At 21.4% G+C, this 13335-nt stretch carries 14 protein-coding genes; 12 read left to right on the forward strand and 2 right to left on the reverse strand.

The window, feature by feature from the left end:
- The first annotated feature begins 68 nt into the window (after positions 1-68).
- Positions 69-1889 carry a lipoprotein gene (locus SFLOR_RS01005; RefSeq protein ID WP_100916236.1) on the forward strand — a complete coding sequence of 607 codons (1821 nt, stop codon included), beginning with the start codon at positions 69-71 and terminating at the stop codon, positions 1887-1889.
- 1153 nt (positions 1890-3042) lie between these two features.
- Here SFLOR_RS01005 and SFLOR_RS01015 read toward each other — a convergent pair.
- Together SFLOR_RS01015 and SFLOR_RS01020 are read right to left on the reverse strand one after the other, a co-directional pair.
- Entirely contained in the window at positions 3043-3612 is a 570-nt protein-coding gene (locus tag SFLOR_RS01015) for a hypothetical protein (RefSeq protein WP_100916238.1), read from the reverse strand.
- Positions 3545-3847: a hypothetical protein gene (locus SFLOR_RS01020; RefSeq protein ID WP_100916239.1), complete on the reverse strand. Its 303-nt coding sequence runs from the start codon at positions 3845-3847 to the stop codon at positions 3545-3547. The genes SFLOR_RS01015 and SFLOR_RS01020 overlap by 68 nt, the downstream gene beginning before the upstream one ends.
- A 446-nt stretch (positions 3848-4293) precedes the next feature.
- Here SFLOR_RS01020 and SFLOR_RS01025 point away from each other — a divergent pair, with 446 nt between their 5' ends.
- The 11 genes from SFLOR_RS01025 to SFLOR_RS01070 all read left to right on the forward strand — a co-directional run bounded on the left by SFLOR_RS01025 (position 4294) and on the right by SFLOR_RS01070 (position 13124).
- Positions 4294-4554: a hypothetical protein gene (locus tag SFLOR_RS01025; RefSeq protein ID WP_100916240.1), complete on the forward strand. Its 261-nt coding sequence runs from the start codon at positions 4294-4296 to the stop codon at positions 4552-4554.
- 152 nt (positions 4555-4706) lie between these two features.
- Complete coding sequence (locus SFLOR_RS01030; protein WP_100916241.1) at positions 4707-5555, forward strand: hypothetical protein; 849 nt, start codon at positions 4707-4709, stop codon at positions 5553-5555.
- Entirely contained in the window at positions 5555-6277 is a 723-nt protein-coding gene (locus SFLOR_RS01035) for an ABC transporter ATP-binding protein (RefSeq protein WP_100916242.1), read from the forward strand. The genes SFLOR_RS01030 and SFLOR_RS01035 overlap by 1 nt, the downstream gene beginning before the upstream one ends.
- Before the next feature lie 669 nt (positions 6278-6946).
- Entirely contained in the window at positions 6947-7897 is a 951-nt protein-coding gene (locus SFLOR_RS01040; protein ID WP_100916243.1) for a hypothetical protein, read from the forward strand.
- Positions 7898-8054: 157 nt separating this feature from the next.
- The gene (locus SFLOR_RS01045; RefSeq protein WP_100916244.1) at positions 8055-8339 is read left to right on the forward strand and encodes a nucleotidyltransferase domain-containing protein; all 285 of its coding nucleotides are present in this window, start codon (positions 8055-8057) and stop codon (positions 8337-8339) included.
- 83 nt (positions 8340-8422) lie between these two features.
- On the forward strand, positions 8423-8662 hold the full coding sequence (locus SFLOR_RS01050; protein WP_100916245.1) for a hypothetical protein: 240 nt from the start codon (positions 8423-8425) through the stop codon (positions 8660-8662).
- Between the two features lie 347 nt (positions 8663-9009).
- On the forward strand, positions 9010-9162 hold the full coding sequence (locus SFLOR_RS05835) for a hypothetical protein (protein ID WP_157806913.1): 153 nt from the start codon (positions 9010-9012) through the stop codon (positions 9160-9162).
- A 292-nt stretch (positions 9163-9454) separates the two neighbouring features.
- Complete coding sequence (locus tag SFLOR_RS01055) at positions 9455-10540, forward strand: putative cysteine peptidase (RefSeq protein WP_100916246.1); 1086 nt, start codon at positions 9455-9457, stop codon at positions 10538-10540.
- Positions 10541-10695: 155 nt separating this feature from the next.
- A complete protein-coding gene (locus SFLOR_RS01060) occupies positions 10696-10968 on the forward strand; it encodes a hypothetical protein (protein ID WP_100916247.1) in 273 nt (90 codons plus the stop codon).
- Positions 10969-11468: 500 nt separating this feature from the next.
- A complete protein-coding gene (locus tag SFLOR_RS01065) occupies positions 11469-12392 on the forward strand; it encodes a hypothetical protein (RefSeq protein ID WP_100916248.1) in 924 nt (307 codons plus the stop codon).
- A gap of 12 nt (positions 12393-12404) precedes the next feature.
- A complete protein-coding gene (locus tag SFLOR_RS01070; protein WP_100916249.1) occupies positions 12405-13124 on the forward strand; it encodes a hypothetical protein in 720 nt (239 codons plus the stop codon).
- Positions 13125-13335: the final 211 nt, after the last annotated feature.

Below are 13335 nucleotides of genomic sequence, written 5' to 3' on the forward strand. Positions count from 1 at the left end.
TAATTTAATAGTAAAAAAGGATATATATTTGCTTTTTTCATTTACTTGTCTTAAGAAAGGATAATAAAATGAAAAAAATATTAAGTGTATTGACAACATTTGGATTTGTATCATCATCAACTGTTAGTGTAATTGCTTGTGATACAAAGGAAAAACCTAATCCAAAAATAGATCAACCTAAAAAAGATATTACTAAAATAGTTCAAGACTTTGAACAAGATGTCACAAAAATTTGAACAGAGCATTATGAAAAAGAAATTGTTGGGAATTTAATTGGTGTGACAGCTTCAGAAGAAAGTAATGAATTTATAAATAAAGTTAATATTCAGAAATTTTCAAAACCAGAAAATAAAAATAAACTAACAGCTGAAAATAAAATTCAATTAACAAATGATGTTCAAAAGTTGTTTAAAACTAAACTATTAGAAGAAAAGTTGAACACTCTTAAAAAGGTAAATAAATATAAAATTATTCTTGATGAAGTCGACTCAGTTTTTGATAGTATAAATTTGCTTTTTGACAATAATAATTTTTTAATTAATTCAGGAGAAATTAATACTGGATTGTATATTGGAAATATAGTAATTGATTATAAGGTTGTAACAAAATATAAAGGACTTAATAGTATTGAGAAATTTGCACAATATTCAACATTAAAATACACTTCAACAGATAGTGAAACTTTTAAAAAAGTTGGAGAGGAAATGTATAAAAATATTGCAAAAGATGTATTTATTTCAAAAGAAACTGAAGAGTTTGTGAATTTGCAATGAAATAAGATTAAAGGAAATAGTGGAGATTCAGCTGCGTATTTAAGTTCAAACACTCAATTAAAAAAATACTATAATGAAAATAATCAATTTCATAATGCTTTACTAAAAATAATGAAAGAGAACTATTTAGAAAAAAAATTTGGTTCATTAAAAATAAGTTATGAAAAAAGCAGTGTTTATAAAACTGAAGATTTTGCAGAGCAAAATAAAGATTACTTAATTATAAATAATCTTTATAAATCTGATGACGATATAGTTAGTTTTGATATGTCCATGGCAAAAGATTACCAAAAAATTAGTAAATTACTTTTATCTGATAAAGAAGAATTAACTCAATTTTTATATGAAAATCAATTCTCTCCTTATAAATGAAATAAAATTAGAAATAACTATAAAATTATTCAAGATAGTTTTCTAACAAAGTTTTTAAATAAAAATGAAATATTCAAATATCAAGAAAGTAATAATTATAAATTGGCAATAGCAATGGGATTTGTTGATTTTATAGGACCAGTTATTAAAATCTCAAATGGTAAGTCTTCTTATTTGCACGAATTACCTGATTTTAAACTAGCTATTTCTTATTCTCTAAATGGAATGGTTGATTCAAATTATGAAAGTCTTGTTGATTTTTTTACAAATTTATTCAATATTTATAAAACTATTTATAATCCCACATTTAGATCAGATAAAAAATATTATTTTAATATGAGTTTTGAAAAAAATAAGATATGAGAATTGCTAAATAAAAACAAAGTAGAGCTTAAAAACTCGGAGATTAATAATTTACTAAAAAATTTTAACGATAATTATAATTTCTCAAAAAAAATGTTATTAGATAAATTAAAAATATCTAATAAGGCATTAAAGGAAAAAGATATATATTTTTGAGTTGAAAATTATGATAAGAACTTAAAAAATGAAAGAGTTATGATAGGTTCCAAAACAATAGATGACTATTTTTGAGTATCTGCTAATTGAAATATTGAAACAATTTATCCTTATAAAACTTTTAAAAATTTCAATTATATGGTATTTAATTTATTTGGAATTTTAAAAATTAAAATAAATTTTGATAGTAGTCTAGAGCATTGAAATGAATTAGTTATTTTTTAAAAAATTTATATATTAATAATATAAAAGATATTTAATATTTTAAAAAATAGTTTTCCTAAAAAGTGAAAAATAAATTCTATATCTTCAAAAAAATAATGAAGAGTAGATTTTTTTTATATCCAAACAGATAATTATTAGTCAAACAATTAAAGTAATTGAAATTAAAAAAAATGAGCAAATAAATAAGCATATAAATACTATTTAAACATTAATGATTAGAATCTAACTTATAGAAATTTTATTAATTTATCTAGTAAAAAAATAAAATAATAAATAATAGTATGAAAACATTACAAAAAAAGTAGGTTCAGGTTTTAAATCAACAAAGAGAAAAAAATGAGATGATTTAGATATTCTAGTAAATTTTCTTGAAAATTATATATATTTTAGTAAGAATTAGTCATAAAACTAAAAAATTTAATAATGTAACAACAAATATAGATGTTAAATTAAAGAGTTATTTTCATTAAATATTGAAATTACTTGCAAAAAATAATAAAGTAGGAATATTAATAGCAAGCTATATAATAGATAAATTAAAAGTCTTTATAAATAAATTAGTAATAATTGAAAAAGGTATAAAAAAATATGATTTACAGTGTGATTCCAAAAATGAAAATATTTTACCTATTTATAAAAAGTATACTGAGATTAAGGAAATTAAAAATTTTGAAGACTTATACTAATTTATAAGAGGTTCTAGAATTATATTACTTAAAAAATCCATGATATACTTCAAATAATGTAAATAGAGTTCTAGTATTACTAGTCTCTTTTTTTTAAATTAAAATCTGAGAAGATTTATTTTTACTCTTTAGTCATGTAATTTCTGATGAGGCTAAGGACTTTTTTAAGGATTCATATTTATTCTTTAGAAGAAAATAATGAGTTTATAAATAAATTTAAATGACTATAGCTGGAAGATTCTTTAGACAATAGAAAATAGAATATTTTTTTATTGCTTAAAAGGAGAATAATTAAAACTTTTGAATACCTCAAAAATAAATTTTTGAAGAGATTCATAATCATATCAAAGGATATAATAATAAAATAATATAAAAAAAGTTAAATTAAAAACATTCGCTTATGCGAATGTTGATAATTGCTTATAAAGTCTAAAAATTTATTTTTTACCTTAGAAGTTGTTTTTTTATTACACAGTTATTGATAAATTTTTAAAGAAAAGTTGATTTTTTGCATCAGCTCAATATGCATTTATTCATGAAGCATATGATTCTGCTGTTACTTTAAATTTCATTTCAAGTATCTCATTTTCAATTCACGCATATTCAAAATACCCATAAACTTTCATATAATTAGTACCTGAATATATTCTATTATAAAGTTCTGTCTTTCCTTGATTTCCAGATAAAGATATTGTTCTGTTTGTATATGAAACAGAGTTCTTAGAACCGTTCTTGTTCATTTCATTATATCAAATATCGCCACCTTTTCTTTTTCTTCCGTTATTTCAAGTTTTTGAATATCATTCAAAATTTATGTTTTTAAAATATTCAGTGAATTTTTGTTTACCTAATGATGGTTTATAAGTTAATAAAATTGTATCTTCGTCATTTTGTGTAGAATTATATGCATGAACATAAATATTTTTTGTTTCATTGCCTTGTTCATTTACTATAGATCTTAATTTTGTTTTATATGTAACTGATGTTGTACCTGTATATATATGATCCTTGTATTGCTTTAATTTTTGCCATTCCATAACCAATATCTGTAATTTCAATTTCATTTGTATTTATTCCATAACTTTTCTCTAAATTTTGAATTAGCATATCTTTTGTGAAATCTTCAAAATTTCCAATATCTGTTCCTCTTGGAATTATATATTCCAAATCTTTTATTGCTTTATTTGAAAATAAATTTATATTTGAACTTTCAACTATAACATTTGAAGTTGAATTAGTTAAAAACATCGCTGATAATAATTTAGTAATCATTTTTTTCTCTCTTTCCTACTATATTAGTATATAATAAAAAAAAGGGGATTTAATATTAAAATGAAAAATTTACAACTTTTTAGTTTTACTTTAAAAAGAACAATATTTAATAAAAATTTTATTTTATTTACTTTTATAACTTTTTTTTAATATTTTCTTTAAATATAATATTTTTTACAGTTATAAAAATTGAACTAACTTCTAGTCAAATTGTAATAATAATAAATGTAATATTATCTTTAATTTGATTAGCATTTGTAAATATAAATGGAGTAGTTAATATTGTAATAAAAGATGAAAAAACAGGAATTCAAGGTTTAGAAATTAGAAGGGGAATAAAATCAAAAAATATTTTTCTTTATAAATTTGGATCTTTAAAATTAATATCTTGATCTTATATTTTAATAGTTTATATTTTATTTTTATTTACAGTATTATGCTTTAAAATGGCTTTAGAGAATTTTATTATAAAAAATTTATCAATAGGACTTTTAAGTTTGTTTGCTTTTGATTTATTTATATCTGGTTTAGCACTTTTAATATGTGTTTTTTCAAAATCAAATAAAAAAACTATATCAATTAATTGATGTTTAACAATGATAATGTGCTTCTCTATAATATTGGGACCAATTGGTTTTGCAATAAGTCCTGGAGATTATGCTTATGCAATAGATAATCTTAATTTTCTTATTGTTGAAAGAAATTAAAAACTTGATACAGAAAATGGTTTTATGAGAAAACTTGAAAATGATTTTTTAAATACAGAGAAATATATCTATAATAAAATTATGTTATTAGATTATAAATCTATTAGTTATCTTAAAGATATTAGTTTTAAAAAGGGTGGATTTTTCTTAATATGTATTATATTTTTATGAATGAAAAAAACCCTTTATCTAGATATGTAAATGCTGAAATAAGAAATATTAATGAAGTTAAAAATGTAATGGAAAATTCATTAATATTTCAGTATTTATCTTTCTTCTCTATAAAAAATTCTGAGAGTCATAAAAAGAATTTTAAAAACTCTTTTTATAATAAAATTAGTAAAAGTAATTTTTATGGAGATGAACAATTAAATCAAGTTTTAAAAAATTTCTCTCAAGAAAAATGAAATGTTTTTATTGAACAAGATAAAGTTAAACAGTTTAACTTAAATCAAACTGATTTTAATGAAGTTATGATAGTAAATAAGTACATAGAAAAAATCTTTTTTAGTTATACAACAACATTTGGAAATACAGAAATATATCCTAATGATGAAAAAGGTTCTGAAGTTTATGATTTCTTTTCTGATATAGATTATTGAATGGATAATAATTATTTAAATTATTCATTTGGTTCAGATTTATATGCAAAAATATTATTTGAATCACTAGGAGCTCCAAATAATAAGGATTATCCAAAAGAAGGACAAGATAATTACGATAATTATAAATATAATCCTTTTATGTGAATATATGAAATGATATTTTTCTCAGGTAAAAATGATTTTTTAACAGATTCACAAATTTTATCTACTTCATTGCTGCCACTTGGAAATTATAGAATATTTGCATTGGATGAAGAAAATAAAATAGTTAAAACAAAAAGACCATTTAATATATATTTAAACTATTCAATTTTTTTACTATTTGGAATTTCTTGTGTATTAATTTCATATTATGGTTTTAATAAAAAGATCTATACTAAGGCTGGTGAAGAATAATGTTAGAAATAAAAAGCATGAGTAAAAAATTTGATAATGAAAAGGGTATTTTTAATTTCTCTTTAGAATTGAAAGAGGGAGAAATAATAGGACTTGTTGGTGATAATGGAAGTGGAAAATCTACAATGCTAAAAAGTTTATTTGGAGAATATAAAAAGGATGAAGGAGAAATTCTTTTAAATGGTGAGTCTCTATTAAAAAATCTTACAAGTATAAGTTTTTTTCCTGATCAAAGTGTTTATCCCAAAGATATAACTATACTAAATTTTGCAATATATGATGGAATTCTTTGTGGTATTGAAAAGAAAGAAGTTGAACAAAGATTAGATATTTTACTTGAAAAATTTAATTTATTAGACTATAAAACAAAAAAGTTCAATTCTCTTTCTGCTGGTATGCAAAAAAAAGCACTATTAGCAATAACTCTAATATCTAGACCAAAATTTATTTTTTTAGATGAACCAACAGCAAATTTGGATGTTAAATCAAGAACTGATTTTCATAAAATATTGAAATCACTTGCAAAAAATAATAAAGTAGGAATATTAATAACAAGTCATATAATAGATGAATTAGAAGGTTTTATAAATAAATTAGTAATAATTGAAAAAGGTATAAAAAAATATGATTCACAGTTTGATTCCAAAAAAGAGAATATTTTACCTATTTATAAAAAATTTACTGAGAATAAGGAAATTAAAAATTTTGAAGATTTATACTAATTTTTTAAAAGGTTCTAAAATCATATTACTTAAATAATTCATGCTATATTTTAAATAAGTTAAATAGAGTTCCAATATCATTAGGGCTCTATTTTTTGTATAAACTAATCTTTTAGAAAAAAGATGCTGCTAGTTTTTATTTGCCTATTTTAAATAATTTTTTTAGATAAAAGTAGAATTAGAATATAGGAACACTCTAGTTTCAAAAAAAGCTGGAAATTTAAAAATTAAAGAGATTTAAAAAATAGAACTTTATTTATTATGTATCTTTTATTATAATAGTTCTTCTTATAGTTAGTCTATTAGCAATATTTGGTATTATAGAATAAATAACAACTATTATATTAATTTTTTAGTTTTTTTATCCTTCCTATTACTAAAAGTAAAAGATAGTATAATATTTTTATTTATTTTATTTAAAACATAAATTTTAAAATAAATATACAAAGACTTACATTTTTTAAATTATTAAGTACTTAATAATTTTGAATAATTTTTATTTGTAAACACATTTTAAAAAAATTACTTTATAATAAATATAACACTTAAAAAGGTATAAACTTAAGTAGGGTGAAATAAAGGATAATATCAACTTCTTTAAGAAAAATAATTTTTATTTGTATACTTTTGAGTGTTGCAATAATTAAAAATTTTAAAAGGAGATAATTTATGAAAAGATTAACAATTTTTTTTGGTATTTTAGGAATATCTACAACACCAGTTAGTTTAATTTATAATTCAGAGAATATTAAAAATAAACAATTAGATACTAATTATGATTTTTCAAACTTAGAAACACGTTCTAAGATTGATTTAAATACTATAACAACAAAGGATCTTAAAATGGATGTAGGACCTTTAAAGGGACTAACTGAAGATGTAATAAAAAAATCAGTATTACTTGAGATTGTTCAACAAAATGACAAAAATAAAACTATTAATGATGTAATTATGGGAGCAATTTATCAACCCCAGTTTTGAGATATAAGTGGAATACAATTTATAGTACCAGAGAAATATAAAAGCGTTAAATATAGTCTTAAAATAACAGCTGTAAACTATAATCCTGATTTTTTAAATACATTATTTATAAATGTTGAATTATGTAATCAAACAGTTTATGATGTTGTTTATAATCCGAATATTTGAGCAGATACCCTAAATGTTGATAAATCATGGGGAACAGGAAAAGCAAGCATGGAAACTCGTGAAGTGCAACAAGAAATTGACTTATCAAGTTTTGGAGGAATCAATTTACTTAAAGAAAATTATGAATCAATAGATGTAACTTTAAAGGGAAATTACTTCTTTAAAAAAGGTAAAAATTTTGCTTGAAGTGAATATGATTATGGTAAAAATGGCTTTACAATTGTAAAAAACTATAATTTTTCAAATAAAAATGATTTTGAACCATGACAACGAATTATATTTAAAACATCAGATAGTGGATATGAATGAGGAAATTATTACAAAGTTTGAATTAACTTAGAAATGTTACAAAACAAAATTAAAATATCAAGTACATATCAGATTGCAGCTTATGGTGTTGGTGCAAGTAAACACTGAACTGCAGGAGATCTTTGCTTATCAGAAATTAAATTTAAAGCAAAAACTTCTTAAAAATAAAAAATTTTAAAAGACAAATTTAAAATTAATTATTCTTAATAAGTAATTTATTTAAAAACTCAAAAATATGAAATAAAAAATAGTTTTATGTTTTGAGTTTTTTTTTTTTTTTTATATATAAAAAAAAAAAAAAAGTAAGAGAGGTAAAAAAATGACAAGTACAGAATTGGAAAAATTAATGTCTTCTCCAAATTTATATGATTATATTACTAAGGAATTTAATAAAATAAGAGAGGCATTGCAAAAATTTAAAATTTGAGAAAAAAAAGAAGTGGATATATATCTTCAAGGATCACATAAAAATCATACAAGTTTAGGGCGTGATAGTGATATAGATATTGTTGTTTTTACTGATGTGACTTTCAGAAGCAATGTTAAATGTAAAATTAATTCAACTTTAAAAAGTGAAAAATTGGATATTAATTTATTATGATAGAGTATTTAGTCCAGGTGAGTATTCTTTTAGTGAATTTAAAAAGGATCTATTAGATTTTTTGAAGAAAAATACAAATTATTATATTGAAATTGCCAGGAAGTATAGTCTGAACAGATGGCATATGAGGTTATTCATATGTTACTGCTGAAGAAATTATTAAGGAAATTAAAACTACTAAATATTCTAAAAAACTTTTATTCAACTCAACTGACTATTCAATTTTAAAAACAAATAGTTTAGATAATCCAGAAGTTATATATTTGACAGTTCCAATAGAATGAATATCTAATGGTGGTAATTTAGAAATTAGCTTTGTAAATTAGAAAAATTTATTAGTTAAATTAAAATAAAAAAATAGAATATAAAAATTTTATAGGAATTTAATTATTAATATTATTTTAAATATTAGTGTAATTTTTTTAAAATAATGCAAGGTTATAAAAAGAATTCCAGCAAAAAGAATATTTATAATTTAGGAGTTCCTATTCATCAGTTTTTTGAGTACGTGAATATGATTTAAATTCTGGGGAGTTATTAAATAAAAAATACTGTTATTATTATGAAATTGTAAATATCTTAGAATTAAATAATAAATACAATTTAGTAATAGCTAGTAAACAAAAAGATAGAAATAAAACTCCAGAAGAGTTAAGAAAAATTAAAGAAGAATATGAAAGAATGAAAATATGATATGAAAATGAATATTCTTATGAAAATAATCAAAAACAAAACTCAATTAAAAAAAGAATATTTAAACATAGAAAAAGATATTGGATCTGATATTAATGCTTCTTCAAATTTAATAATTCAGAACATATTTTAAGATTAAAATTTTTAAAGAGTTAATGAGTTTAAAAAAATTATTTAGTTAATTATGACTAAAAAATTTTTACTTTTCAAAGATTATTTTCTAATTCGAGTTAAAACTTATTTTTTATTCAATTATGTCAATTAACTCTATTATGTCAATTATTTAAATTAGAGACTCTATTTATATAAATAAATAATTTTAAACTTATCTTTAAGAATAAAACTATTAAGATATTTTTCTCTAAAATATTTTTAAAATGCTAAAATATTTTTAGTAGATAATCTACAAAATGGAGGAAAAGGAATTGAAAAAAATATTAAGTTTATTAGGAGGAATGTCTTTAGTAATTTCTTCATCATCGACTGTTGTTTCATGTTTTAATACTAGACCAACTAATGATCATACTTTTAAAGATGAATTTGAAATATTTGATTTAGGAGCAATCTCAGGAGTTGAAGATACTCCGAGTGTAGAAACTATATATAATGGAATTGCAAAAGCACATGAAAATGTTGTAGATTGAAGATGAGCAGTACCAATAGAAGATATTTTGTTTGTTAATGAACCAACAACTGAGTCATGTACTATCAGAGTTGTTGAAGGTCATGATCAACCAACTCTTACAGGAGAAGTACAATTTACATATAATTATAAGAAAATAGAAAATAATGAAATTGACTTTTATTCAAGTGGTCAAAATAAAGGTATTATAAGAAGAACTGGAACAATGGAAGAAATTAGCAAGTTTTCAAATTTAGTAACCAATTGAGAGTGAATAGAAAAAATAAATTCAAGACCAAGTTTGGCATATACAGATCTTTCCAATTATGGCTCAACAGGAGGAACAGGATTATGTGAATATATTGCACTTAATATGCTAATAAATTATTCACAAGTTTTTGGAAAATATAATTTATATTCTAATTCTGATATAAAAAAATATTTCTATCAATTAGATTCTAGAGGTATATATCATTATGCAAGTGGTAGTGGTAATAAAGATGCAGTTCCTTATTTAATGTATAAAAAGGTATCAGATAAATACGGGGGAAGATGGTACGATATTAGAACAGGAAAAAGTATTAGAAAAATCATGAAAACATGATTAGGGGATTACTCAAAAAACTTAATTGATGATTATTCAGTTAGTTGATCACATACTTCAAATCCTGAGAATTGAATCAAAAAATATAACAGACCAGTCTTATTGTCATTTTTTGTTAAAGGTGATGCACATTCTGTAGTTATATATGGATATAATGAGTCTACAAATGAATATGCTGTTAATTATGGTTGACCAGGTAGTCAATATGGTAGACAAATAATTAAAAAATCAGAAATTTGATCTTATTTTAGTATGGGATTTTGATATGGTTTAAGAGATAAATAATACAATAAAATATAAAATTCACTATTATTAAATATACTAATATTTTTTAATATATAATAAAACAGTTCATAAGAGATATGTCAGAAATGACAAATCTCTTTTTATTTTTCTGACATATTATGAACAAATAAAAATATGTTAGGAGTATCAAAAAAATGACTAGAAATCCAATGATTCCAGAAAATACAAATAAAAGGAAATTTATAATATGACAACAATTAAATTTAACTAATATTAATCTTTCAATATGAATAATCTTTATAGGTTTAGGAGCAATATTAGGTTTCTTTTTGTGAAAACTAGAAGGAGTTTGAAAACTTATAGATATATTATTTGCTAGTTTATATTTGATTTCAGACTTCTTATTAAATACTAAAAGTCAATTTCACAATAAAAAATTTTATGCTGTTATATTTGATTGATTTTAATAAAGAAATTTAGTGCTTAAAAGTTAGTGTTTCACCAATTGAAAAATTAAGAGAAAATATTAAAGTTGATAGTTTAGAAAATAAAAAATCTTATTTAAAAAGAATAACAATCTTAAAATTTGAATAGATTCAGTTAGTAGTATTGCAAAAATAAGCTGGTAATATGAGAAAAAATAGAAAAAGAAAACTAATATATTTTTGTTGTAACAACTGAGACTCTAAAATTTTCTAGTATTTGAAAATTATTAAAAAATAGAGTATTAAACTCAAATAAAAAATTTTAAATAATTACTAAGTAATTTTAGAATCTGTATATAAATCTTTTAGAATTTTATAAAATAATAACTTAAAGTATAAAGGAATTTTTATTTTATAAATAATTTTATTTTTACTATAAAGCTATTTTTAATTTATATTAAGAGCATAAGATTAAAGTGTTATATAAATGTGTACACAAATTTTAAAAAGATAAATTTAAATACAAGAAAGAAGGAAAAAATATGAAAAAAATGTTAAGTTTACTTAGCTCTATTACTATTGTTTCATCAGGATCAAGTGCATTTGCAAATGCTACTAATCAAAAAATAAAAACAGAAAAAGTTATTAATTCAGAAAAGAACAGTGTAAATTGAAATAATGTAAGAAAAGAAACTGAATCAGTTTTTAAAGAAACTAAAGATTCTTTTAAAAAGAACTTTGAGATTAATAATTTTATTAATTTAAAGACAAGTAAAAATCAGCAAATTGATGAGAACTTGAAAAATGAAATGATTAACTATGCTCAAAAAGAAGCAAATAAGATTTTAGCATCATTTCAAGAAAGTAATTATCAGTTGGATACAATTATAGATATAATAAAAAATAATTATCCTGATTTTAAGCAGGAGTATGACAGAAATTTAAATAACATTATAAGTGATATTAAATTAGAAAATCAAACTGTTCATCAATTCAATAATTATCAAATTAATAATTTTAGTTCACAAGAGTATTCTCTTTCATCAGCGCAGCAAAATAATAAAAAACTAGTTTCCGATTTAAGAGTAGCTAAAGCAGCTTTAACAACAGGATGTGCAGCAGCAGCAATTGCCGCAGCAGGTTTTTGAGCAGCAGCATGGTGATTTGGAATTTCTACTCCTTGAGCAATTGGTTGTACAGTGGCTAGTACAGCATTAGGTGTTGCAAGTGCTGGAGTAGAAATTGCACTTGTTAAATATGATCAAAGTATGAACAAATGAATAAAATTTGGTACAATTTTGCAAGCTACATTAAAATTAGGATTAAGTTTAGCAATAACTAGTTATGTTATTCTAGTAAAAATGACTGCAGTAGTTAGCACTACAACATGATGTTTTCCAGCTGCAATTGCAATTTTAGTAGCTTCTGGAGCATTAGCAGCATGAATTAAATATACATATAAATAGGAGAGAATAATAATGATTTACGATATATTAATTATATTTTGTTATTTATTAATTAATGTTATTTTACCTATTGGAAGTTATTGAGTTTTTTCAGAGTTTTTTGATTTTAAAGTTAAAAAAGCAGATATATTTTTTGGAAATTTTCTTCTATTTAATAAGGAAAAAATGCTTCTATTTAAAGGCGAGAAATTAATGTTTTTTATTTCATACTTTATAAACTTTTTATTATTAATTACTGCATATATTATATATGTTATGTTAATTGCTTTACCATCAACAAATTTTGTTTTATATATATCATTAGTCTCTTTAATTTTTTTGTTAGGTATTCTATTATTTTGCCTCTACATATATTTAACTTTTAAAAAAATAAATAAATTTAAGTTTTATAGTAGAACCGAAGTAGAACTAAATTATTCAATTCCAAAAAGTAATGAACAGTATAAAACAATATTATTACTTGAGGGCAATAATAAATCTCCATATAATAATGTATTTAAGTTTCATCAAAATAGACTTAAGAAAAAATTAAATAAAGATATTAATAATAAAAAAGACAATTATAAGAACTACATAATTTTTTTGAGATATATCAGAAATTATAGTACTTTTATAGATAGAATTATTAGATCTAATAGAAATATTACTGTTATTTCTAATGATTTAACTATAAATATTGAAGAATTAGAAAAAGTTTTGGTGGAGAATTTTTATTCATTGAGTAGAGTGTAATTAAACTCGATTAAGTAATTTTTCAATATAAAATTAAATCAGAATACCAAAATAACTTAAAGTTTCTTTATAGATTATAAAAATTACTTTTAGTTGTTATTTTAAGTTATTTTTATAATTTAAATAAAAAAGTTGAAATTTAGTTTACTTTCTTTTAACTTTTTTATTTTTTATTCAATCACATCTTAGGTTGAATAAAAAATGTGGGGGG

This window comes from Spiroplasma floricola 23-6 (assembly GCF_002813555.1).
GTDB lineage: Bacteria > Bacillota_I > Bacilli_A > Mycoplasmatales > Mycoplasmataceae > Spiroplasma_A > Spiroplasma_A floricola.